The sequence below is a fragment of the Pseudomonas sp. TWR2-1-1 genome (assembly GCF_049897045.1).
Taxonomy (GTDB): Bacteria; Pseudomonadota; Gammaproteobacteria; order Pseudomonadales; family Pseudomonadaceae; genus Aquipseudomonas; species Aquipseudomonas versuta.
Map to the genome: position 1 here is coordinate 256,914 of NZ_JAFCVM010000005.1, position 21,983 is coordinate 278,896.

Here is a 21,983-nt window from a genome sequence, read left to right on the forward strand (position 1 = left end):
GGTTTTAACAATGGCTGAACGTCTGAATAACGACTTCCAGTTCATCGATGTCGGGCGCAAAGATCCGAAGAAGAAACTGTTACGTCAACGCAAAAAAGAGTTCGTGGAAATCTACGAACCCTTCAAACCCCAGCAGTCGGCCGAGCAGGCCCACCGCTGCCTGGGTTGCGGTAACCCGTATTGTGAATGGAAATGCCCTGTGCATAACTTCATTCCCAACTGGCTCAAGCTGGTAGCCGAGGGCAACATCCTCGCCGCCGCCGAGCTGTCGCACCAGACCAACACCCTGCCCGAAGTGTGCGGCCGGGTGTGCCCGCAAGACCGTCTGTGCGAGGGTGCCTGCACCCTCAACGACGGGTTCGGCGCGGTCACCATCGGTTCGGTCGAGAAGTACATCACCGACACCGCCTTTGCCATGGGCTGGCGCCCGGACATGTCCAGGGTGGTGCCGACCGGCAAACGAGTCGCGATCATCGGTGCCGGGCCTGCGGGCCTGGGCTGTGCCGATGTGCTGGTGCGTGGCGGCGTGACCCCGGTGGTCTTCGACAAGAATCCGGAAATCGGCGGTCTGCTGACCTTCGGCATCCCGGAGTTCAAACTCGAAAAAACCGTGCTTAGCCACCGTCGCGAAGTCTTCACCGGCATGGGGATCGAGTTCCGCCTCAATACCGAGATCGGCAAGGACATCAGCATGGAGCAGCTGCTGGCCGAGTACGATGCGGTATTCATGGGCATGGGCACTTACACCTACATGAAGGGCGGCTTTGCCGGTGAAGACCTGCCGGGCGTCCACGACGCGCTGGACTTCCTGATCGCCAACGTCAACCGCAACCTGGGCTTTGAAAAGTCGCCGGAAGACTTCGTCGACATGAAAGGCAAAAAGATTGTGGTGCTCGGCGGCGGCGACACGGCCATGGACTGCAACCGTACTTCGATCCGTCAGGGCGCCAAATCGGTGACCTGTGCCTATCGTCGTGACGAAGCCAACATGCCCGGCTCGCGCAAAGAGGTGAAGAACGCCAAGGAAGAGGGCGTGAAATTCCTCTACAACCGCCAGCCGATCGCCATTGTCGGCGAAGGTCGGGTCGAAGGCGTGAAGGTGGTCGAGACCCGTCTCGGCGAACCGGATGCCCGCGGCCGTCGTAGCCCGGAGCCAATCCCGGGTTCTGAAGAGATCATCCCGGCGGACGCCGTGATCATCGCTTTCGGTTTCCGCCCGAGCCCGGCGTCATGGTTTGAGCAGTTTGAGATCCAGACCGACAGTCAGGGCCGTGTCATTGCACCCGAGCAGTCGCAGTTCAAACACCAGACCAGCCACCCGAAGATCTTTGCCGGTGGTGACATGGTGCGCGGCTCTGACCTGGTGGTCACCGCGATCTTCGAAGGCCGCACTGCGGCTGAAGGGATCATGGATTACCTGGGCGTGTGATGCGGTTGTAATTTTTGAAATATGATCAAAATGTGGGAGCTGGCTTGCCAGCGATAGCATCACCTGGGTCTTGATGAAAGACCGAGGTGTCAGCATCGCTGGCAAGCCAGCTCCCACACAAACCTCATTCCAGAATGGGGTTTGTGGTCTGCGCCAAATCAAAATCCCCGCGACAAATCGACCCGATAGATAAAAGGCACGGCTCTTGCCGTGCCTTTTGCGTCCGTCTCTGAGAAAATGCCCCCACTTTTTTTCCGGATGCAGACATGACTGATCTCAAGAATGACCGTTTCCTTCGCGCTTTGCTCAAGCAACCCGTAGATGTCACGCCTGTCTGGATGATGCGTCAGGCCGGTCGCTATCTGCCGGAGTACCGCGCGAGCCGCGCCAAGGCCGGCGATTTCATGAGCCTGTGCAAGAACGCCGAGTTCGCCTGTGAAGTCACCATGCAGCCTCTGGACCGCTTCCCGCAGCTGGATGCGGCCATCCTCTTCTCCGACATCCTGACCATCCCCGATGCCATGGGGCAGGGCCTGTACTTCGAAACCGGCGAAGGCCCGCGCTTCAAAAAAGTGGTCAGCACCCTGGCCGACATCGAAGCCCTGCCGATTCCGGACCCGCAAAAAGACCTCGGCTACGTGATGAACGCGGTCAGCACCATCCGCCGCGAGCTCAACGGCCGTGTGCCGCTGATCGGCTTCTCCGGCAGCCCGTGGACCCTGGCCACTTATATGGTCGAAGGTGGCTCGTCGAAAGACTTCCGCAAGACCAAGGCCATGCTCTACGACACCCCGCACGCCATGCACCTGTTGCTCGACAAGCTCGCGCAGTCGGTGACGTCCTACCTCAATGGCCAGATTCTGGCCGGAGCCCAGGCCGTACAAATCTTTGATACCTGGGGCGGCAATCTGTCGTCTGCGGCCTATCAGGAGTTTTCGCTGGCCTACATGCGCAAAATCGTCAGCGGTCTGATCCGCGAGCATGAAGGGCGCAAAGTACCGGTGATCCTGTTCACCAAAAATGGCGGCCTGTGGCTCGAAAGCATTGCCGATGCCGGCGCTGATGCGCTGGGCCTGGACTGGACCTGCGATCTGGGTGAAGCCCGTCAGCGCGTCGGTAACAAGGTTGCACTGCAAGGCAACATGGACCCGACTGTGCTTTACGCCAACCCCGAGGCGATCCGCACCGAGGTCAAGCGCATCCTGGCCAGCTACGGCAAGGGTTCGGGCCATGTATTCAACCTGGGGCATGGCATTACCCCGGAAGTGAAACCGGAACATGCCGGCGCCTTTATCAGCGCCGTTCACGAGTTCTCGGGCCAGTATCACGAGTAAGCTCAAGCCTGATAAAAAAACCCGGCCATTGCCGGGTTTTTTTTGGGTTGCGAGAGGCCTTGGATCAAATGCTCTTCACGTTCCCCGGCAGTACCGGCAATCGGGCCAGGTGCAATGCCACCAGTAGTGCAATCACCAGCAGGGCGGCGATAAACGAACCAATGCCGTTCCACCCGGCGTAATGCCAGAAGAAACCGCCGGCGGTCCCGGCGATGCTCGATCCGGCGTAGTAACTGAACAGGTACAACGACGACGCCTGGCCCTTGGCCTTGGTAGCGCGCCGGCCGATCCAGCTGCTGGCAACCGAATGCGCGCCGAAGAAGCCGAAGGTGAACAGCAGCATGCCGATGATCACCAGTGCGACGGGTTCGAACATGGTCAGCGCGATCCCGGCCAGCATCAGCACAATCACGGCCCACAACACTTTGCGTCGGCCCAGCTTGTCGGCCAGCGCACCGATCTGCGCGGAGCTGTAAATACCGGACAGGTACACAATTGACAGCAAGCCCACCAGCGCCTGGTTCATGTTGTATGGCTCAGCCAGCAAGCGATAACCGATGTAGTTGAACAGCGTCACGAAGCTGCCCATCAGCAGGAACGCCTCAAGAAACAGCCATGGCAGGCCGGCATCGCGAAAGTGCATCGTGAACCCGTTCAGCAGGCTGCGCGGGTTCATGGCTTGAGGGCGGAAGTTGCGCGACTCGGGCAGGATCTTCACAAACACCAGGGCTGCGACCAGCGCCAGACCGCCGATCACCATCATCGCCGTATGCCAGCTGACAAAGTCGATCAGCACGCCGCTGATCAAGCGTCCGCTCATGCCGCCAATGGCATTGCCACCAATGTACAAGCCCATGGCCAGGCCGATGTGTTGCGGGTGAATTTCTTCACTTAAATAGGTCATGGCCACGGCGGCCAGTCCGCTCAGTGACAAACCCACCAGCGCCCGGGTGATCAGTACACCTTCCCAGGTGGGCATCAGCGCGCTGAGGAGGGTGAACGCCGCCGCCGAAAACAACGCAAACACCATCACCGGTTTACGCCCGAAGGCGTCGGAAATGGGCCCGGTGATCAGCAAACCGATAGCCAGCATCGCAGTGGCGACCGACAGAATAAGGCTGCTCTGCGCCGCGTTGATCCCGTATTCATGGGACAGCACCGGCATCATCGGTTGCACGCAATACAGCAAGGCAAAGGTTGCAAAGCCCCCCGAGAACAGCGCCAGCACCGTGCGCATAAACAACGGTGTGCCTTTCTCGATAAAAATGTCATTCAGTTGCGCAACCACATCACCCTGTGCAGGCGGCGTGATTTCGTGGGCGAGAGGGGCGACAGCAGTTTTCACGGGGACCTCAGAAAGCGTAAAGCCGAGCGGCAATGGCAAAAGAATATAGGTGGCTAACGATTCTTTCCAATATATTGTTCGACCTGTTTGATAGGTTTTACGACTTAATAGGGCTTCTATGGAATTGCGCCATTTACGCTACTTCATCGCTGTTGCCGAAGAACTGCACTTTGGCCGTGCGGCCCAGTTGCTGGGTATCTCCCAGCCGCCGCTGAGCCAGCAAATCCAGGCGCTGGAACAAGAACTGGGCGCTCGCCTGTTCGATCGAAACAACCGTCGGGTCGAGCTCAGTGAAGCGGGCCGCTTGTTCCTGGAGGAAGCGCGTCTGGTGCTGGCCCAGGTCGACAAGGCTGCCGATGTCGCCCGGCGCGCACAGCTGGGGGAATTGGGCGAACTGAAAATCGGTTTTACCTCATCGGCGCCATTCAGCTCGAGTATTCCCCAGGCCATATTTGCCTTTCGCCAGGCGTTCCCGGCGGTGCATTTAAACCTCAAGGAAATGAGCAGCCGCGAAGTGGCCGAAGGGGTGGTGGACGAATCCATCGAAGTCGGGATGATCCGCCCGCTGGCGTTGCCGGACTCATTGACCGCCGTTGAACTGTTCAGCGAACCGCTGGTGGCCGTGATCCGGGGCGACCACCCGCTGGCTGCCGGCAGCGAAGCGGGCCTGCAGCTGGCGGCCCTGGCCGAGGAGCCCTTTGTATTCTTCCCGCGCAGTTACGGCAGCGGACTCTATGCACAGCTCATGAGCCTGGCCCGCCAGGCAGGTTTCAGCCCGCACTTTTCACAGGAAGCGGGCGAGGCCATGACCATCATTGGCCTGGTCTCGGCGGGGTTGGGCGTATCGGTGCTGCCGGCGTCGTATCAGCACATGCGGATCAAGGGCGTGGTGTATCGGCCGCTGCTGGATGCCGATGCCCATTCGGCGGTATGGCTGGTGCAGCGCAAGGGCCAAAGCTCGCCGATGGCCACGGCATTTGCCGAACTGCTGACGCGTAAAACCGTTAACCAACCCCTGTAGGAGCGAGCTTGCTCGCGAGCCTTTTGCGAAAACAGCTCGCGAGCAAGCTCGCTCCTACAGGGGGTTAACTGTCACTTTGCAGCCGCTTCCGACAACTGCTGCGCCGTACGCTCGTTCTGGTTGTCCTTGAGGTCGCGCACGATGTCGCGGTCCAGCAGGCGTACCCAGCGGATGTAGTTCTTGTGGATCTTGCCGTCCTTGTAGTCCAGGCCGCTGCTGTTGCGGTAAATGATCTGGTAGTGGGTGGCGCTGTACGGGATGTCGATTTCGGCGTGAAATTGCTCACGCACGGTGATTTGCGCCTGCACTAGTTCAGGGGTGATTTTTTGCACTGTCCAGCCACGACCGACCAGGGACTTTACGATCGCCTGTTGCATCTGCGCCCGGTCAGCATGAATCGAGGGGTGCAGCGTGCGGTCGGGGGTCAGCATGCGTTTGCTGCTGCACGACACGGTGGTCAGCAGGGCAAGGGCGATCAGGGTTACGCGTAGCAGGTAAGACATTCCATTGGCTCCAGAAGTGTTACGACCAGCGGCGCAAGATCAACGACGTGTTGACCCCGCCAAAGGCAAAGTTGTTGTTCATGACGTATTCGTTGTGCATTTCGCGAAACCCGCCACGCAGGTAATCCAGCTCGCCGCAGCGCGGGTCGACTTCATCCAGGTTGAGCGTCGGTACATAGCGGTCGCGGTTCATCATTTCGATACAGAACCACGATTCCAGCGCCCCGCACGCACCCAGGGTGTGGCCCAGAAAGCTCTTCTGCGAGCTGATCGGCATGTGCTTGCCGAACAACTCACTGGTGGCCAGGGTTTCGGCAATGTCGCCTTGTTCGGTGGCCGTGCCATGGCCGTTCACATAGCCGATGGCCTGCGCCGCGATGCCTGCGTCTTCCAGCGCCAGCTCCATGGCCCGGCGCATGGTGCTGACTTCCGGGCGGGTGGTGTGCTGGCCGTCGGCATTGCTGCCAAAACCGACGATTTCGGCATGGATATGGGCGCCACGGGCCAGGGCGTGTTCAAGCTCTTCGAGCACCAGCATGCCGCCGCCTTCACCGATCACCAGCCCGTCACGGTCCTTGTCGTACGGGCGCGGGCTGGTGTGCGGGGCGTCGTTTTTCAGGCTTGTGGCATACAGCGCGTCAAACACCATGGCTTCGGTGGGGCACAGTTCTTCGGCGCCGCCGGCGAGCATCAGTGGCAAGCGTCCGAACTTGATCGATTCGTAGGCATAGCCGATGCCCTGGCTGCCACTGGTGCAGGCGCTGGAAGTGGGAATCAGGCGCCCGGTGAGGCCAAAGAAGATGCTGATATTGGCCGCTGTGGTGTGGGGCATCATGCGCACGTAACTGTTGGCATTCAAACCGTCGGCCACCGAGTTGAGCAGCATGTTGCCAAAGGCCTTGATCTCGTCGGTGCTGCCGGTGGACGAGCCGCAGGCCACGCCCATGCGCCCGTCGCGAATGATCGGGTTGCCGAGCAGACCGGCGTCCTGCAAGGCCAGCTCGGCCGCGCCAACGGCCAGGCGTGAGACCCGGCCCATGCTGCGCAGCTGTTTGCGGGTCCAGTGCTTTGGCACCGCAAAGTCATCGATAGGGCCGGCCAGACGGGTGTTGAGCTCAGTGAACCGGTCCCACTCGTCCATCCGGCGAATGCCGCTGCGTCCGGCTAAAAAGTTGGCTTCAATACTGGCCCAGTCACTGCCCAGCGAGGTGATGCCGGCCATGCCGGTGACGACAACACGCTTCATCAGCACAGGCCTCCATTGACCGCCAGGACCTGGCGGGTGATGTAGCCGGCTTCGCCGGACATCAAAAAGTTGACCGCGCCCGCCACTTCTTCCGGGGTGCCCATGCGTTGTGCGGGGATCATTTTCATCAGTTCTTCCACGGGGACGTTTTCGTCGAGCATGGCGGTGTCGATCAGGCCCGGAGCGACGCAGTTAACGGTGATCTTGCGTTTGCCCAGTTCGATGGCCAGCGCTTTGGCGGCACCGATCAGACCGGCCTTGGAGGCGCTGTAATTGACCTGTCCGCGATTGCCGATCAGGCCCGACACCGAGGTAATGCACACAATGCGCCCGGCCTTGCGGCGGCGGATCATCGGCATCATCACCGGGTGCAGCACGTTGTAAAAACCGTCCAGGTTGGTGCGCATCACCACATCCCAGTCGTCTTCACTCAACGCCGGGAAGGCGCCATCGCGGGTCAGACCGGCATTGAGCACCACGCCGTAATAGGCGCCAAAGGCTTCAACGTCGGCTTCAAGAACCTCCCGGCAGCGGGCGCGATCCGACACGTCAAATTGCAGCACCCGGGCGCTGCGGCCCAGGGCCTGTACTTCGGCCATTACGGCGTCGGCCTCGCTGCGGCCACTGCGGCAATGCAGCACCAGATCAAAGCCGGCCCGGGCCAGACGCAAGGCGATGGCGCGACCGATGCCACGGCTGGAGCCTGTGACCAAAATGGACTCAGTCATGGCGCGTCTCCCGGGATGCTTGAGCAAGATAGTTTTGTGCCTGGGGCGGGCGGAACACGTTCAGGCGGGCGCTGGCATGAATGCCGGGGCCGCTGAGGTGGCACTCGAACACGCCCATGCCGTTGTCGTCTTCCAGCGAGCGCAGGGCGTGGATCTGCAACTCGGCGCCCGCCGGGAAGTGCTCGACGTTACATTCAAATTTGCGCGTGCCGAGCAAAAAGCCCAGCTCGACGGGGTTGCCTTCACTGCGTGCGCGGCAACCGGCATAGGCCGCCACGCTTTGCGCCATCAACTCGATGCCCACCCACGCCGGGAGGCTGCCGTCTTCGCGGTTGAACAACCCGCCGGCGCGCACGGTAAGGCGGGTGTGAATCTGTTCCTGGTCAAACCCCAGCACCTGATCGATCAGGATCATGTCGCCGGCGTGGGGCAGCAATTCGGCGAGCGGCCAATCAATCATGGGGCGTCTCCGATAATCAGGCTGACGTTATTGCCGCCGAAAGCAAACGAGTTGCTCATCAGGCAGCGTTGTTGTGTAGATGCCAGAGTCTGGCCGGGCGTCACCCAATTGAGCGGCGCCAGTGCCGGATCGCCCTGGCCATCCCAGACATGGGGTGGCAGCAGGTTGCCGTGGGTCAGGCTCAGCCAGCAAAACGCAGCTTCCAGAGCCCCTGCTGCACCCAGGGTGTGCCCGGTCATGGGCTTGGTCGAGGAACAGGGCACGCCCTGGGGGAACACCTGGGTCACGGCGTGACTTTCCATGGCGTCGTTGTGCCGGGTGGCAGTGCCATGCAGGTTCAGGTAGCCGATCTGGCTGGCTTGCAGATTGGCCCGGCGCAAGGCTTTGTGCATCGCCTGAGCCGCACCCCGGCCCGTGGGCTCGGGGGCAGAGATATGGTGCGCGTCAGAACTGGCACCGGCGCCGAGCAGGGCAATCGAATGCCCGGCGGCGGGCTGGCGGCTCATCAAAAACAGCACCGCGGCTTCGCCGATATTGATCCCGCTGCGGTTTACCGAGAACGGGTTGCAGCGCTCATCGGACACCGCTTCAAGCGCCGAAAAGCCATTGAGGGTGAGCTTGCACAAACTGTCGACACCGCCGCACAGCACCACGTCGCACAGATTCATGTCCAGCAGGCGTTGGGCACTCATCAGGGCGCGGGCGCTGGAGGTACAGGCGGTTGAAATGACATAGGCCGGACCGCTGAGGTTCAGCCAGTCAGCCAGGAAATTGGCCGGTGCGCCCAGTTCCTGCTGCTGATAATCGTAATCGGCGGGGAACTGCTGATGCTGCAAGTAATGGGTTATACCGTTGCTGGCTTCATCGATACCCGAGGTGCTGGTGCCCAGCACAATGGCGATGCGATCGCGGCCCCAGGTGCGGATTGCCTGCTCAATGGGCTCGCGAATCTGCAATGCCGCTTCGAGCAGCAATTGATTGTTGCGGCTGTTGTGCCCGCTCAGTTCAGCCGGGATCGCTGCCAGTGCACCCTGCACACCGGCTACCGACACCGAGCGTGCGGGCACCCAGCCGCTGGCGCGCTGCATGCCCGAACAGTCTCCCGCCACCAGCCGGTGAGCCACTTCATCCGGGCCGCGGCCCAGTGAACAGATGATGCCCAATGCATTCAGGTATGCGGTCATGGTGCCGCCTCCAACGGGCTAATGGCGTAGTGCAGATTGCCCTTCATATCAATGTGAAACGCTTGTGGCTGTTGATAGTGCACCTGCCAGCGCGACCCCAGAAATCGCGCGTCGGACGCCGATTCTGCCTGTGGATAATTAGCTGACAGCCCGGCTTGTGGCGTCAATGCAAACAGCAAGGCGGCAAACAGCTCCCGGGCCTCGGGGTTGGGAGGCAACAAACCGTCGGCATGCCAATTGCCGTCCTGCAGCACCTGACGCGCCAGGGGAATCCCCAGCGGGTCCATCAATGACCAGCGCAAGCCTGCGTCTTGTTGCTGAATCACCAGCAGCCAGTCCTGACGCTGATCGCCCTGTTCGCGCTGAATATGCAGTTGCATCGGCAGCGTCAGAGCCGGCATTTGTTTGGGCAGCGGCAGGTTGGTGCAGCCACTCAATAGCAGACACGCCAGCAACCCTGTAGGAGCGAGCTTGATCGCGAGCTGTTTGATCTTTTTAAAAATCTCGCGAGCAAGCTCGCTCCTACAGGTTTTGTGCATCGCCAGGCTCACTGCGCAGGTCCCGCAGGTTTACGTGCCACCACGTTGACCAGGGTTTCCTCGCGCTCACCCACCGGCTTTGCACGACGCAGGCCCAGGCGTTCCAGCAGCCCAAAGTCTTTGGAGCGGCTCCACCACAGGTACGGGTACGACACGTTCTGCGCTTCAAACTCAAAGCCCTGATCGCGGATCATCTCCAGATACTGCGCCGCACTTTTCTGCACGTGCATCGGGTGGCGGAACAGCCAGCGAATCACCCAGGTGTCGATGTAGGCCTCGGTAGATTCAGCAAACAGCAAATAGCCCCCCGGCTTGAGCACCCGATAAAACTCGGCCAGCGCCCGGTCCTGTTGCACCAGGTGATGGAATGTCTGATGGCAAAACAGAATGTCGACACTGGCGTCCGCGACTTCAAGTTCGGCGCAGTCGCTGCCGATCAGCTCAATGTCGATGCCCTGGCGGCGCGCTTCTTCGCGGCTCAGGGTCAGGCTCAGCGGGTCGGCGTCGAGGCCGATCAGGCGCTTGGGAGTAAACGTGCGGTGCAGGTACTGGAACGACTTGCCCTGCCCGCAGCCTGCATCGAGGATCACCGGCGCAGTTGGCAGCTCAGCGCTGAACAGGCTGCGCAGGTCGTTGATTGCCACGCGCAACACGTGATGCTGCCAGGTGTGGCTGCGCAAGAACCAGAACCCGAAACGGGTTTCTTCAACGTAGGTATCGCTCAGAGGTTTCATACGGTCTCCGTGGCGCAGATGTCCGACAGCATGCGCAGGCGACGCTTGGGTTCGCTGACAAACGGGTTGCGCTCATCCCAGGCATAGCCGGCCAGAATCGCGCTGATCATGCGGCGTATTTGCGGTGAGCTGTCAGGGTGATAGATCACGTCCTGGAAGGTGCCGGCGTACCAGCCTTCGACGTAGCAGCGGAAGGTGTCGACCCCGCGCTTGAGCGGTTCGGCAAACTCGGTTTGCCAGTCTACGGCTTCGCCTTGCAGCTGGCGGTGCAGCACTGCGGCGGCCATGCTGGCCGAGCGCATGGCAATGGTCACGCCCGAAGAGAACACCGGGTCGAGGAACTCGGCGGCATTGCCCAGCAGGGCAAAACCCGGCCCGTGCAGGGTTTTGACGTTGGCCGAGTAACCACCGATGGTGCGTGCCGGGGTGTCCCACACGGCATTGGCCAGCACCCGGCCCAGGCTTGGGGTCTGATCGATAAAACTGCGCAGGCACTGGTCGAGGTTTTGGCTGTGCCCGGCAAACTGTTCTGCCGCTGCCACCACTCCCACCGAACAGCGGCCATTGCTGAAGGGGATGGTCCAGAACCAGATGTCGCGCCGGGTCGGGTGGGTGGTGATGAGGATTTTTTCGCGCTCGAAACCCTCGCAGTCAATCCGGTCCTCAACGTGGGTGAACACCGCCTGGCGTATCGGGAAACTGGAGGGCGCCTCGAGGTCGAGCAAGCGCGGCAGTACGCGCCCGTAACCGCTGGCGTCGAGGATAAAGTCGGCCTCGATCTGATAACGGCTGGCGTCTTCGCGTACAACCTGCAGCAGCGGTTTGCTGCGTTCGACATCGACTGCGGTCACGGTTTCGCCATAGCGGATTTCGACGCCTTGCAGTGCGGCCTGGTCGGCCAGCAACTTGTCGAAATCGGCGCGCTGGACCTGGAACGTGGTCGGCTTGCCATTGCTGAAGGTGTCACCAAAATCGAAGGCGCTGTACTGCTCGCCCCAGGCAAAGGCAGCGCCGTTCTTGAGCTGAAAACCGGCGGCTTGCACCGCCTCGAGCATGCCGGCTTCTTCGACGAAATCCAGGCAGTGCGACAGCAGGCTTTCGCCGATGGAGAAGCGCGGGAAGTGCTGGCGCTCGACGATCAATACATCATGGCCTTTGCGTTTGAGCAGGGCAGCCGCGATTGCACCGGAGGGCCCGGCACCAATCACCACCACCTGACGACGTTCCATATCTACTACTGACACAAGGGCTCCTTGTCGCGGGTTACAGCAGACTTCAAAGGGGGTTTGTTCATGCCCGCCAGCGCCGGTAACAGCGTGGCGATCAAGCCCATCAGCATCAGCGCGAAATACAGCGCGGGGCTGATGAGTTGTTGTTGCAGCAGCAGGTTGAGAAACACGATTTCACTCAACCCGCGAATATTCAGCAGCAGGCTTTCACGCCATTTGCTGGCGCCCGCGAACGACGGTGTGGCCCAGCTCAGGCCGAGCCAGTTGCCCAGCAGCTTGCTGGCCATCGGCAGCAGCAATAGCGCCGCTATCTGCAGTGCACTGATGGTGTTCAGGGCGCTGTGCAGGTTGATCTGCACAATGCCGAACGTGAGGATCAACGGCACCGCGAAATGGGTCTGCAAAGCTTCCAGCCAGGCAGCTTTCAATGGCATCACCAGCGGGACTTTGAGCCACGCCATGCACAGCAGATAACCGACCCCGAAAATCAGCGCGTTGAGGTGGTAATGCTCGGCCACCACCAGCAGGGCGAAAAAGCTCAGGCTGTAACACAGCGGCTGGCGAATCCGCAGCCCGCGCAGCAGCAATGGCAACAGGGCGCCTGCCAGCGGCAGGAGCAAGCTGTTGAGGTTGAGGCTGCCCTGGGCCAGGCCGAACAGGCTCCAGCAGGTCAGATCGATCAGGATCGCGCTTTGTACCAGGCGCCGGGCGGCAGCGGGTGGGTAGTCGATATGACGCAAGTACAGATACAGCACCGGGATCGCGGTGATCGCAAACACCAGGCCGACCGCCAGCGAACTCAGCCAGGGTTGTGCAGGCAACAGCCACACCGCGCAGGCCAGCCCGCAGACAAACGGAACGGCAAAACTGGGCACGGCGATTTTCAGGCTCTGGCGGTCGATGCGCAGATCAATCACATCGCTCAGGATATGCCCCAGCAACAGGGCGAAACTCAGGCTGTACAGGCTTTTAAGCCATACCGGCGTGACCAGCTGTGCGCCGCTTAGCTGCCAGTGGGGTTCGACCCACAGCAGCATCAGCAGCGGCAAACCGATGGACGCCAGCAGTAACTGGCTGACAATCGGGATCACCCCGAAGCGGCGCCCCAGGCGGGTGGCCAAGGCGAACAAGGCCAGGGCCATGAGCCAGAACAGCAGGCTCAGCATGGGGTGTGCTCCTGTTTCCCGGCCCATGGCGCGAGGATGAAGCTGAACGCCAGCCCCAGGCTCACCGCCAGCCCGAAGTTGCTCACCGCAGGCGTGCTGGACACGGCCAGCAAGCCGAATGACAGCCAGGTGGTCAGTGCCGCGAGCAAGGTGCCGAGCAGGCTGACCGCGGCTCCGCCGATTTGCTCGCGCATCAGGATGGCGTAATCGACGCTGATGGCCGTTACCAGCAATAAACCGAACAGGCTGAACAGGGTCAGCGGCTGGCCCAGCCAGCCGAGGCTGGCCAGGCTGCACAGCGCGGCCAGCAATGGCAGGGCGACGATGCGCAGCGCGCCGCGAAAACCGAAGGGTGCGATCAACAGCAACACGATCAGGGCGCAGGACAACAGCTTCAATTCGGCGGCGCTGATTTGGGTGGCGGCGAACACCTTGTTCAAATCCCCCAGCCGGTCCACCAGTTGCACACCGGGCAAGTCCAGTGCTTGCACCCGCAACAGGCTGGCATTGTTCAACCCTTGCAGGCTGACCATCGCGGCCACGCCCTGAGGGTTTTTACCCAGCCACAACGCACGCCACGGCTCGGCCAGCGGCCCCGTCATGGCATCGTCAACATGCTGCTCGGGCAGGGCTTTGAGCTGCGCCAGTTCGTTTTGCAGGGCTTCTTGAGGGACGCCAAGCTCCAGCAGTGGCTGCCAGTGCTGCGGAAGTTGATCCAGGGCGGCCCGCAGTTGCTGTTGCTCGCCGGGCTGACTGACCAGCTGGTTGAGCGCCAGATAGCCTTGCAGCTTGCCCATGTTGACCAACTGATCCAGGCGTTCACTGAGGGCGGCCTGGCGCTCCAGCAACTGCTGTTCATTGTCGGCGCGCACCAGGAAAAACTGACTGGTGGGCTGGTAGCCGGTGATCCGCGCAATAGCTTGGGCTTCGGCCATTAACTGCGGCGGTGCGCCGACCCATTGGCGGACATCGTTTTTACTGGTCAGTTGCCACAAACCGGCGGCGCAGAACGCCAGCAACAAGGCCAGCAAGGCGGGTGTGGGGATCTTTTTCAGCAATGCGGCACGGATATCCAGCAGGGTTTGCGCAATGCTCAGCGGCCATTGCGCGGGGCGCAGCTCGACGCCCTTGAGCAGGGCGGGCAGCAGGCATACGGCGCTGAGGTAAGCACCGACTAGGCCGGCGGCGGAGAAAATGGCGATCTGGGTGAGGGCCGGGAACGGGGTAAAGGCCAGGGCCAGGTAACCGATGCAACTGGTAGCCAGGCTCAGGCTCAGCCCGGGCAGGGTCAGGCGCAAGGCAGGCCAGCTGCGCCAGGGTTTCAGGCTCCAGCTCTTGGACAGGTAATGCAGCGGGTAATCCACTGCCACGCCGATCAGGCTGGAGCCCAGCACCAGCGTCATCACATGCATGCTGCCAAAGAAGGCGACGCAGGCCACCGCGCCAAACAGCATGCCGACCAGCACCGGGACAAAGGCCAGCAGCACTCGCCAGCGACGAAAGGCCAGCAGCAACAGCAGGAGAATCCCCAGGGTGGCACCGCCGCCGACCCAGGTGATTTCGCGGCTTGCTTGCTGTTGCCCGCTCGCCGCATACAACAGGCCGCTGGCGGCCAGCAGTTGCACGTGGTTGCTGGCGGCCTGCTGGCGGCTTTGTTCGAGCAGGGCGGCCACTTGCAGCGGCAGCTTCATGTCAAAGGCGTTGCCCCGGGTCCGCGCCCGCAGCAGCACCCAGCTTTTGCCGTCGGCATCGGCGATCAGGGCCCCGCTGCTGATATCCAGTTGCACTGTGCCGCGGGCCGGCTGACTGTTCTGAATGCGTCCGGTCAGGCCCAGCCAGTCGTCCTGACTCGGCACCAGGCTGAAGCCGGTAAAGGGGTCGTACAGCGATTGCACCCGCTGCTGGATGAAGGCGTCGGGGTGTTCAATCAGTTGTGAGCGGTCATCTTCGGCCAGCATCGCCAGACGTCCGCGCAGCAGTTGTTGGCGCAGGGCCGGCAGGTCGGCTTGCAGGTTCCACTGCACCTTTTCAAACAGGCCGCTGGCTTGCCAGGTTTCGCCCAGCTGCTGAGCGGTGGCGATGGCCTGCTGGCGATCGGCGCTGCCCACCAGCACCAGCATCTCGCGGTTCAGCGGTTCTTGCATGCGCTGTTCGGCGCTGAGTTCCAGGGCGTCCGGCGACTCACCGGGCACCAGTTCCATCAGGTTGGCCGACAGCGGCGCGCCATGACGCCATTGCCAGGCGGCCACTGCGAGCACGGCCAGCAGCAGGATCAGAAAACCACGGGGCAACCAGCGTTCACTGCGCAAAATCGTGCTGCTCCGCGTCGCTTAATGGCAGGTTGCTGACGCTGTTTTGCATCTTGAGCAAGGTGCTGTCGCCCTGGGTTTCTTGCAACTCGATGCGCTGCACCAGTTCGCCACCGTCGATATTGATCCTCGTGAAGATCTGTTTGAGCAGCAGTGAACGCGGGGTCAGGGTCAGCTTCCAGTTTTTGGCTTCGCCTTGCAGTTGCAGGTCAAAGTCGCGCTGCAGGCCGCTGCTGTCGCCTTGCAATACGGCGAGGAACAGCCGGTTTTGCTCGGCGCCGGCGCTCTTGCCGGGGAGCATTTGCCATTCATTGCCGTTGCGCCGGGCGATGCCCTGGGCGGTGATGCGGTAATCCTGCTGAAGCGGGGTTTTGAGCTGCCAGAGCAGGCCGTGGTCTTTGGCCAGCACAAAGGTGCCGGTGCTGGTCAGCGGCTTGGGCAGGGCGCGCAGGTGTTTTTCCTGGATGAAATCGCCGTGGATAACCTGCGGCCGGGCCAGTTGTGCGCTGAGCTGTTCCAGGTCGAAGGCGTGGGCTGATGAACATAAAAACATCAGCACAAACCCTGTAGGAGCGAGCTTGCTCGCGAGCTTTTTAAAGTGACCAAACATCTCGCGAGCAAGCTCGCGCCTACAGGATTTCGGGGTCATGGCAGCACCCTGGCGACGGCGTCGGTAAAGCATTTGGGCGACGCCAGTTGCATTTCGCGACTGGCAATCTGCACCGCAACCTGCACGGTGCAGGCGCGGGTCAGGCGTTCGCCGCTGGCCAGGTCGCTGATCAGATAATTGATCTTCAAGCGGTTCTCCCACTCCACCAGGCTGGCGCGTACGTTGATCCGCTGGCCAAAGGTGGCGCCGCGCACATAACGCAGCTGCATGTCGATCACCGGCCAGGCATAGCCCGCGTCGAGCATGTGGGTGTAGTTGTGGCCGATGTGGTCCAGCAGCGCGCAGCGCGCCACTTCCAGGTATTTGACGTAATGCCCGTGCCACACCACGTGCATGGTATCGATGTCGAAAAACGGCACCAGAATTTCAGTGTCAACGTGCAGAACGCCTTTGCTACGCATGCAGCCTCCAGTGTTGTTGGGCGATCCGTGCCAGGCACAGGCGCAGTTCGGCTTCTAGGGCGCGGTCTTCAACCACGGGCGGGAAGTCCTTGGCCAGTTCGGCGTGCATATGCGCCAGTGCCGGCGGTAGCGGGCGGGCATCTTCACCACGGCTGCGCAGCCACACGCCCTGGTTGGCGGCCAGCAAGGCTGCGGCGGCCACTTGTTCGGTCAGCTCCAGCACGCGGATCGCATCGCGGGCAGCGATGGTGCCCATGCTCACCTTGTCCTGGTTGTGGCATTCGGTGGAACGCGAAAACACGCTGGCCGGCATGGTGTTTTTCAGGGCCTCGGCGGTCCAGGCACTGGTGCCGATCTGCACCGCCTTGAAGCCGTGGTTGAGCATGGCCCGTTCCGCCGTCGCGCCCGACAAATTGCTCGGCAGGCCGTGGTTGTAACGCACGTCCACCAGCAGTGCGAGTTGGCGGTCCAGCAGGTCGGCGACATTGGCGACCAGGGTCTTGAGGCTGTCCATGGCAAAGGCGATATGGCCGCCGTAGAAATGCCCGCCGTGCAGCACGCGTTCTTCTTCGGCGTCGATGATCGGGTTGTCGTTGGCACTGTTGAGTTCGATCTCGATAAACGACCGCAGCCAGTTCAGGCTGTCGGCCAGCACGCCCAGTACATGGGGGGCGCAGCGCAGCGAGTAGCGGTCTTGCAGGCGATGCAACGGCGCGGTCGGGGCGTCGATGGCCAGGTCCTGGCGAATCCATGCGGCGACCTGCATTTGCCCCGGATGCGGCTTGGCGGCGAACAGGCGCTCGTCGAAATGCTCAGGGTTGCCCTGCAGCGCAACGACGTTGAGCGCAGTGATGCGGGTCGCCAGCTTGAGCAGGTAATCGGCGCGGGCATAGGCCAGGCACGCGAGGCCGGTCATCACGGCGGTGCCGTTCATCAGCGCCAGCGCTTCCTTGGGCCGCAGTACCAGCGGGGCCCAGCCCAGCTCGCGGTGTACGTCAGCCGCCAGGCGGCGTTCACCGTTGAACAGCACTTCGCGCTCGCCGGACAGGGTGGCGGCCACGTAGGACAGCGGGGTCAGATCACCGCTGGCGCCGACCGAGCCTTCTTCCGGGATCAGCGGCAGGATGTCGTGGGCGATGAAGGCCTGCAGGCGCTCCAGCAGCTCGATGCGTACCCCGGACACGCCATGGCATAACGACTGCAAACGCGCCGCGAGCACGGCGCGGGTGGCCTGGGCGTCGAGCAGTTTGCCCAGCCCGCAGCCATGAAAGGTATAGAGATGACGCGGCAACGCTTCGACATGCTCCAGCGGCACCGCCACCACACATGAATCGCCGTAACCGGTGGTCACGCCGTAGATCACGCCTTCCTTGTCCAGCAACGAATCGAGAAAACGCGCGCCCCTGGCGATGCGCTCGCGATAGGCGTCGTCGTCTTGCAGACGGGTGGGCACCTGACGATTGGCCAGCGCCAGCACGTCTTCAATGCGCAATGGGGTTTGGCCGAAGGTTACTGGCTCATGGGGTTGCGTCGTCATCGGCTTTCCAGAAAGGGTAAAAGTTGAACCACTGTTGTGGCGCTTCAAGGCAGTAATGGCCCAGGCGTTCGGCGTAGCGCGTGGCCCAGTCGGCAATCACTTGCTGGCGGTCGCTGCGCCGCCACAGCACGGCGTCGGCGAAGGGTTCGAGGATCACTCGGTAACGGCCTTCGCGCTTGAGGCAAAACAGTAAATTGACCGGGCACTTGAGCAGCCCGGCCAGCAGCCACGGGCCTTGGGGGAAGGGCGCCGGGTGGCCTAAAAAATCGACCTGCACATTGCGCCCGCCATGCAGCGGTACCCGGTCACCGGCAATCGCCAGCCACTCGCCGTTTTCCAGGCGCTGGCTCAGCTGCAGCATGACCCCGGGGTTGAGTTCGCTGACCTGGATCAGCCGCAGGTTGGTGGCCCCGGCTTCGCCCAGCAGGCGGTTGAATTGCTCGGCGTGGCGGGTGTGCACCAGCACGTTCATGGTGACCTTTTCGCCCAGCTCGGCGAGTGCGCGGCATACCTCAAGGTTGCCCAGATGCGCGCCCACCAGCATTTGCCCGCGTTCGCCGCGCAGTTGATCGCGCAGGTGGGCCGGGTCGACGATTTCGATGTCTTCAATCCTGAGCCGGCCATTCCAGATGTCGAGCTTGTCCAGCAGCGCGTCGGCAAATGCCATGAACTGGCGGAACACCTTCCAGTGAGAGGGGCGCAAGGCGGGTTGCCCGCTCCAGTCGGCCAGCCGTTGCTGGTAGCACCAAATGCTGTGGCGGGCGCGGCGGCCGAAGATAAAGAAGTACAGCACGATGCCATACAACACCGGCGTCAGCAGGCGGCGGCCAAGCAGTTTGATGCCCAGGGAGGTGAGCTTCATCAACCAGAAATTGCCGCGCTCCTTGTGCTCAGCCCAATGCTGTTGTGCATCGCTCATGCCTGCCAGCGCCTCCAGAGAATGACCGGGAAACGGATCAGCATGCCGAAGAAAAGCTTGGTGTGCATGGCGCTGATCAACGCGTTGTCGTGGAACAGGCGAAAGTGCGAGAGACCGTCCTGGGGGTAATGGACCCGGGTCGCCAGCCAGCGCATCGGTTGATTGCGCCAGGCCAGGCGCACCAGGATTTCGGGGTCGAAGTCCATGCGCTTGCCCAGTTTGACCGAGTTGATCAGGGCCAGGGTTGCAGGCAGCGGGTAGACCCGAAAGCCGCACATCGAATCGGGGATTTGCAGCGACAGGCTGTTGATCCACACCCAGACGTGGGTCAGGTAGCGCGCGTACAAACGGCCTTTGGGCACACTGGCGTCATATTGCGGGTAGCCGCAAATCAGCGCTTGGGGGTTGAGTTGCGAGGCCTGGATAAAGGTCACCACGTCGCGCAGGTCGTGCTGGCCGTCGGCGTCCACCTGCAGGGCGTGGGTAAAGCCCAGGGCAGAGGCTTCGCGCAGGCCGGCCATGACCGCGCCCCCCTTGCCTTGATTGACCGCCAGGCGGACCAGATGGATGCCTTCGCCTTGCGCCAGCTGTTCGAGGACGGCACTGCACGCGGGGTTGCTGGCGTCGTCCACCAGCACGCAGGGCAAACCGGCGGCGAGCAGCGCATCAACCACTGCAGGCACGGCGGTTTCGTGGTTGTAGACCGGGATCACCGCGCAGGGGTTATGCATGGGCAGGCCCCTCTGTGTCGCTGCTCCCACTGCGGCTGTCATGGGCGGCCAGGACAATGCGCCCACTGGAGCAGGCGGCGTCGCCATGGCGATAGGCGAAGTGCAATTTGCTGCGCTCAGGGTCAAAACGCAGGGTCAGCTCAATTTCGTCGCCGGGGCGCACCAGTTGCTGGAATTTGAGCACTTCCATCCCGGCAAACCGCGGTGGCAGGTCGAGCAGTTGCTGGCCCAGGCCGATGGCCCAGTCCACTTGCACCACCCCCGGCAGCACCGGGGTTTTGGGAAAGTGACCGCTAAAAAACTCCAGGTCCGGGGGCACCGCCAGGCTCAGGGTCAACACGCCGTCGACCAGGTGTTGGCTCAGGACTTCGGGCAGTTTGGGCCGTGGCGCCAGCAGCAACGCATCGACCTGGGACTGCGCCAGTTTGCCCTGGCTGGTGAGGGGCAGCTGGCGCAGCAAGCGCCAGCGACGCGGCAAAGCCAGTGCTTCACAGTGCTGGCTCAGGTGCTGGCGCAGGGTCTGGGTCAGCGTGCGGCGGCCATGTTCACGCAAGGCAAACAGGCCGCTGTCGCTCAGGACCAGCAAGGCGCCGAGCGAAGCCCGGTTTTCCCGCACGACACCCAAGCGGGCTTCAAGCACCCAGTCGTGTGCCACCAGTGCCTGTTCCAGCATTGGCAGCGAGATGCGTTTTTCTTCGAGTTTGACGATACGGTCAAGGCGCCCGAGCAATTCGAAGCGCCCGTCGGCTTCGATACGTGCTGCATCGGCGCTGTGTTCAATATGGCCTGGGGGCAGGTAGGTGGAGGCAATGCGTAGCGCGCCGTCTTCGCCCTGACTGAGCTGTACATCGGCAAACGGTTGCCACAGGGTCGGGCCCTGTCGCCAGGCGATACCACCGGTTTCAGAACTGCCGAAAATTTCCGTGGGCCATTGGCCCAGGCGCTGGTGCAAGGCTTGCGCGGCTTCGGCGGGCAAGGCGCCGCCCGAGGAAAACACCCGGCGTACCGGGCTCAGCGCGGCCCAGTCGAGGTTGTCGCCCATGCGCTTGAGCAGGGCCGGGCTGGCAATCCAGGCAAAGGCCGGGTGCTCGCGGCTGACGCGTTGCATGTCTTCGGGGAACGCCAGTTGCTGACGCACAAAACTGCGGCCCGCACACAGCGGCCAGAGCACCCGGAACAACAGGCCATAGATATGCTGTGCGGCCACGCTGGCGATGATGCAGGCATCGCCCAGCTCACTGCCCCACAGTTGCTCCAGCGCCTCAACTTCATTGGCCATCTGGCGCAGGGTCTTGTCGATGCGCTTGGGCTCACCGCTGGAGCCCGAGGTACATAGGCTCAGCCGGCACCCGTCGAGATCCAGCGCGGCAGCAGGCAGAGGGGCGGCATACAGCGCCTGCAGTTCGCTGCCTTGAGTTATCCACAGGTCAACCTGGGCATCCCAGCGTTGCCGGGTTTGCGCTTGCAGGTCGGCGGGCAGTAACACGCTGACGCCGGCCCGCCAGGCACCGAGCAAGGCGACCGCCAGCTCGGCGGCATCGTCCAGGTGCACGGCAATCCGTTGCACGCCGCGCTGCTGCAATCCACCTGCCAGGCTCAGTGCCTGCTCGCGCAGGGTGGCGTGATCCAGGGCCGGGTCGAAGCTGACCGCCCGTTGCGTGTAGCCCTTGAGCAATAACTGCTCAAGTTTTATCCAGTTCATGCCCTGCCTCGTACTTTTTGTCGTATCAGCCATTCAATGGCAAACAACAACCCCATCAGCGCGTAGGCGATCAGGCCGTTGTACAACGTCCACCAGCTCAGCGGCGCCCACAGCGTCAGACTGGCTGCGACTAACCCGTTGAGCAGAAAAAACAGGCACCAGACTTTGGTCACCTGCCGTGTGTAATGAATCGCAATGGCGGGCAACACGGGCTCGCGCAATCGCGCCATGCGCTCGATCATGGGTGGGCCAAATTTCAGGCTCAGGCCGAACAGGCTGAGCATGAATGTGCTGATCAGCACCGGGTACCAACTCAGCAGGGCCGGGCTGTTGAACAGTGCCAGCAACGCGCAGAACACCAGCGCAACCACGGCCATCCACAGGTTGGCCGCACGCCGTTGGCCGGTCAGGGCCCGCGCCAGCCACAGGCCGCCGAGCAGCAGCGCAAACTGCCACGGGGCGAAACGGGCCATGCCGAAATACACCGCGAAGGGGTACAGCAGGCCGGCCAGCAGCAGTGCCGGGGCAATCAGTCGACTCATGCGCCGGGGTGGACCAGGCGATAAACCGCCTCAACCACGTCATTGACGGTACGCACCGACTTGAACTCATCGGCAGCGATTTTTTTGCCGGTTTTGCGCTTGATGTGATCGATCAGGTCAACGGCGTCGATACTGTCGATTTCCAGGTCCTGGTACAGGTTGGCGTCCAGAGTGACGCGCTCGGGCTCGAGTTCAAAGAGCTCGACCAGAGAGTCGCGCAGGGTGTTGAAAATGTCTTCACGGGTTTGCATGGT

22 protein-coding genes are annotated in these 21,983 nt (G+C 62.1%); 3 read left to right on the top strand and 19 right to left on the bottom strand.

Features of this window, described 5'->3' with window-relative positions:
• Positions 1-10: 10 nt before the first annotated feature.
• Together ACP7BO_RS14890 and hemE are read left to right on the top strand one after the other, a co-directional pair.
• Entirely contained in the window at positions 11-1,429 is a 1,419-nt protein-coding gene (locus tag ACP7BO_RS14890) for an FAD-dependent oxidoreductase (protein WP_060695965.1), read from the top strand.
• A 266-nt stretch (positions 1,430-1,695) separates the two neighbouring features.
• Positions 1,696-2,763, top strand: coding sequence for a uroporphyrinogen decarboxylase (gene hemE / locus ACP7BO_RS14895; protein WP_060695964.1), 1,068 nt, complete (start codon positions 1,696-1,698; stop codon positions 2,761-2,763).
• Between the two features lie 64 nt (positions 2,764-2,827).
• On the opposite strand, the gene ACP7BO_RS14900 is transcribed toward hemE, so the two are convergent.
• The gene (locus ACP7BO_RS14900; RefSeq protein ID WP_426211412.1) at positions 2,828-4,075 is read right to left on the bottom strand and encodes an MFS transporter; all 1,248 of its coding nucleotides are present in this window, start codon (positions 4,073-4,075) and stop codon (positions 2,828-2,830) included.
• A 151-nt stretch (positions 4,076-4,226) separates the two neighbouring features.
• Between ACP7BO_RS14900 and ACP7BO_RS14905 the strand changes: the two genes are divergently transcribed.
• On the top strand, positions 4,227-5,129 hold the full coding sequence (locus tag ACP7BO_RS14905; protein ID WP_397455111.1) for a LysR family transcriptional regulator: 903 nt from the start codon (positions 4,227-4,229) through the stop codon (positions 5,127-5,129).
• Between the two features lie 71 nt (positions 5,130-5,200).
• On the opposite strand, the gene ACP7BO_RS14910 is transcribed toward ACP7BO_RS14905, so the two are convergent.
• Genes ACP7BO_RS14910 through ACP7BO_RS14995 form a run of 18 tightly spaced genes read right to left on the bottom strand, consistent with a single transcriptional unit; the run spans position 5,201 to position 21,980 of the window.
• Positions 5,201-5,632, bottom strand: coding sequence for a hypothetical protein (locus ACP7BO_RS14910; protein WP_397455110.1), 432 nt, complete (start codon positions 5,630-5,632; stop codon positions 5,201-5,203).
• 19 nt (positions 5,633-5,651) lie between these two features.
• Positions 5,652-6,878 carry a beta-ketoacyl-ACP synthase gene (locus ACP7BO_RS14915; protein ID WP_397455109.1) on the bottom strand — a complete coding sequence of 409 codons (1,227 nt, stop codon included), beginning with the start codon at positions 6,876-6,878 and terminating at the stop codon, positions 5,652-5,654.
• Entirely contained in the window at positions 6,878-7,606 is a 729-nt protein-coding gene (fabG, locus tag ACP7BO_RS14920; RefSeq protein WP_397455108.1) for a 3-oxoacyl-ACP reductase FabG, read from the bottom strand. Before fabG ends, ACP7BO_RS14915 begins: the two co-directional genes overlap by 1 nt.
• Complete coding sequence (locus ACP7BO_RS14925; RefSeq protein WP_060695927.1) at positions 7,599-8,066, bottom strand: hotdog family protein; 468 nt, start codon at positions 8,064-8,066, stop codon at positions 7,599-7,601. Before ACP7BO_RS14925 ends, fabG begins: the two co-directional genes overlap by 8 nt.
• Complete coding sequence (locus ACP7BO_RS14930; RefSeq protein ID WP_397455106.1) at positions 8,063-9,250, bottom strand: beta-ketoacyl-[acyl-carrier-protein] synthase family protein; 1,188 nt, start codon at positions 9,248-9,250, stop codon at positions 8,063-8,065. The genes ACP7BO_RS14925 and ACP7BO_RS14930 overlap by 4 nt, the downstream gene beginning before the upstream one ends.
• Positions 9,247-9,801 carry a DUF3261 domain-containing protein gene (locus tag ACP7BO_RS14935; RefSeq protein WP_426211160.1) on the bottom strand — a complete coding sequence of 185 codons (555 nt, stop codon included), beginning with the start codon at positions 9,799-9,801 and terminating at the stop codon, positions 9,247-9,249. The genes ACP7BO_RS14930 and ACP7BO_RS14935 overlap by 4 nt, the downstream gene beginning before the upstream one ends.
• On the bottom strand, positions 9,798-10,523 hold the full coding sequence (locus ACP7BO_RS14940) for a class I SAM-dependent methyltransferase (protein WP_426211162.1): 726 nt from the start codon (positions 10,521-10,523) through the stop codon (positions 9,798-9,800). The genes ACP7BO_RS14935 and ACP7BO_RS14940 overlap by 4 nt, the downstream gene beginning before the upstream one ends.
• Positions 10,520-11,767 (bottom strand): NAD(P)/FAD-dependent oxidoreductase, encoded by a 1,248-nt coding sequence (locus ACP7BO_RS14945; RefSeq protein ID WP_426211164.1) that lies wholly within the window; start codon positions 11,765-11,767, stop codon positions 10,520-10,522. Before ACP7BO_RS14945 ends, ACP7BO_RS14940 begins: the two co-directional genes overlap by 4 nt.
• Complete coding sequence (locus ACP7BO_RS14950) at positions 11,758-12,918, bottom strand: sodium:proton antiporter (protein WP_397455103.1); 1,161 nt, start codon at positions 12,916-12,918, stop codon at positions 11,758-11,760. The genes ACP7BO_RS14945 and ACP7BO_RS14950 overlap by 10 nt, the downstream gene beginning before the upstream one ends.
• Positions 12,912-15,227 (bottom strand): MMPL family transporter, encoded by a 2,316-nt coding sequence (locus ACP7BO_RS14955; protein WP_426211166.1) that lies wholly within the window; start codon positions 15,225-15,227, stop codon positions 12,912-12,914. Before ACP7BO_RS14955 ends, ACP7BO_RS14950 begins: the two co-directional genes overlap by 7 nt.
• Complete coding sequence (locus ACP7BO_RS14960; RefSeq protein ID WP_426211168.1) at positions 15,217-15,876, bottom strand: outer membrane lipoprotein carrier protein LolA; 660 nt, start codon at positions 15,874-15,876, stop codon at positions 15,217-15,219. Before ACP7BO_RS14960 ends, ACP7BO_RS14955 begins: the two co-directional genes overlap by 11 nt.
• Positions 15,873-16,298 (bottom strand): acyl-CoA thioesterase, encoded by a 426-nt coding sequence (locus tag ACP7BO_RS14965; RefSeq protein ID WP_060695914.1) that lies wholly within the window; start codon positions 16,296-16,298, stop codon positions 15,873-15,875. The genes ACP7BO_RS14960 and ACP7BO_RS14965 overlap by 4 nt, the downstream gene beginning before the upstream one ends.
• The gene (locus ACP7BO_RS14970) at positions 16,291-17,835 is read right to left on the bottom strand and encodes an HAL/PAL/TAL family ammonia-lyase (RefSeq protein WP_073509391.1); all 1,545 of its coding nucleotides are present in this window, start codon (positions 17,833-17,835) and stop codon (positions 16,291-16,293) included. Before ACP7BO_RS14970 ends, ACP7BO_RS14965 begins: the two co-directional genes overlap by 8 nt.
• Positions 17,816-18,754 carry a glycosyl transferase gene (locus tag ACP7BO_RS14975; RefSeq protein WP_397455100.1) on the bottom strand — a complete coding sequence of 313 codons (939 nt, stop codon included), beginning with the start codon at positions 18,752-18,754 and terminating at the stop codon, positions 17,816-17,818. Before ACP7BO_RS14975 ends, ACP7BO_RS14970 begins: the two co-directional genes overlap by 20 nt.
• Positions 18,751-19,485, bottom strand: a complete 735-nt coding sequence (locus ACP7BO_RS14980; RefSeq protein ID WP_426211170.1) for a glycosyltransferase family 2 protein — start codon at positions 19,483-19,485, stop codon at positions 18,751-18,753. The genes ACP7BO_RS14975 and ACP7BO_RS14980 overlap by 4 nt, the downstream gene beginning before the upstream one ends.
• Positions 19,478-21,187, bottom strand: a complete 1,710-nt coding sequence (locus tag ACP7BO_RS14985) for an AMP-binding protein (protein ID WP_426211172.1) — start codon at positions 21,185-21,187, stop codon at positions 19,478-19,480. Before ACP7BO_RS14985 ends, ACP7BO_RS14980 begins: the two co-directional genes overlap by 8 nt.
• Complete coding sequence (locus ACP7BO_RS14990) at positions 21,184-21,729, bottom strand: hypothetical protein (protein ID WP_060695904.1); 546 nt, start codon at positions 21,727-21,729, stop codon at positions 21,184-21,186. Before ACP7BO_RS14990 ends, ACP7BO_RS14985 begins: the two co-directional genes overlap by 4 nt.
• Positions 21,726-21,980 (bottom strand): acyl carrier protein, encoded by a 255-nt coding sequence (locus ACP7BO_RS14995; protein ID WP_073509394.1) that lies wholly within the window; start codon positions 21,978-21,980, stop codon positions 21,726-21,728. The genes ACP7BO_RS14990 and ACP7BO_RS14995 overlap by 4 nt, the downstream gene beginning before the upstream one ends.
• Positions 21,981-21,983: the final 3 nt, after the last annotated feature.

Excerpts from the sequence above, each read along its gene's own strand:
- ACP7BO_RS14890 (WP_060695965.1), top strand. The coding sequence starts at position 11 with ATGGCTGAACGTCTGAATAACGACTTCCAGTTCATCGATGTCGGGCGC.
- hemE (WP_060695964.1), top strand. The coding sequence starts at position 1,696 with ATGACTGATCTCAAGAATGACCGTTTCCTTCGCGCTTTGCTCAAGCAA.
- ACP7BO_RS14905 (WP_397455111.1), top strand. The coding sequence starts at position 4,227 with ATGGAATTGCGCCATTTACGCTACTTCATCGCTGTTGCCGAAGAACTG.
- ACP7BO_RS14910 (WP_397455110.1), bottom strand. The coding sequence starts at position 5,632 with ATGTCTTACCTGCTACGCGTAACCCTGATCGCCCTTGCCCTGCTGACC.
- ACP7BO_RS14915 (WP_397455109.1), bottom strand. The coding sequence starts at position 6,878 with ATGAAGCGTGTTGTCGTCACCGGCATGGCCGGCATCACCTCGCTGGGC.
- fabG (WP_397455108.1), bottom strand. The coding sequence starts at position 7,606 with ATGACTGAGTCCATTTTGGTCACAGGCTCCAGCCGTGGCATCGGTCGC.
- ACP7BO_RS14925 (WP_060695927.1), bottom strand. The coding sequence starts at position 8,066 with ATGATTGATTGGCCGCTCGCCGAATTGCTGCCCCACGCCGGCGACATG.
- ACP7BO_RS14930 (WP_397455106.1), bottom strand. The coding sequence starts at position 9,250 with ATGACCGCATACCTGAATGCATTGGGCATCATCTGTTCACTGGGCCGC.
- ACP7BO_RS14940 (WP_426211162.1), bottom strand. The coding sequence starts at position 10,523 with ATGAAACCTCTGAGCGATACCTACGTTGAAGAAACCCGTTTCGGGTTC.
- ACP7BO_RS14950 (WP_397455103.1), bottom strand. The coding sequence starts at position 12,918 with ATGCTGAGCCTGCTGTTCTGGCTCATGGCCCTGGCCTTGTTCGCCTTG.
- ACP7BO_RS14960 (WP_426211168.1), bottom strand. The coding sequence starts at position 15,876 with ATGACCCCGAAATCCTGTAGGCGCGAGCTTGCTCGCGAGATGTTTGGT.
- ACP7BO_RS14965 (WP_060695914.1), bottom strand. The coding sequence starts at position 16,298 with ATGCGTAGCAAAGGCGTTCTGCACGTTGACACTGAAATTCTGGTGCCG.
- ACP7BO_RS14970 (WP_073509391.1), bottom strand. The coding sequence starts at position 17,835 with ATGACGACGCAACCCCATGAGCCAGTAACCTTCGGCCAAACCCCATTG.
- ACP7BO_RS14975 (WP_397455100.1), bottom strand. The coding sequence starts at position 18,754 with ATGAGCGATGCACAACAGCATTGGGCTGAGCACAAGGAGCGCGGCAAT.
- ACP7BO_RS14980 (WP_426211170.1), bottom strand. The coding sequence starts at position 19,485 with ATGCATAACCCCTGCGCGGTGATCCCGGTCTACAACCACGAAACCGCC.
- ACP7BO_RS14985 (WP_426211172.1), bottom strand. The coding sequence starts at position 21,187 with ATGAACTGGATAAAACTTGAGCAGTTATTGCTCAAGGGCTACACGCAA.
- ACP7BO_RS14990 (WP_060695904.1), bottom strand. The coding sequence starts at position 21,729 with ATGAGTCGACTGATTGCCCCGGCACTGCTGCTGGCCGGCCTGCTGTAC.
- ACP7BO_RS14995 (WP_073509394.1), bottom strand. The coding sequence starts at position 21,980 with ATGCAAACCCGTGAAGACATTTTCAACACCCTGCGCGACTCTCTGGTC.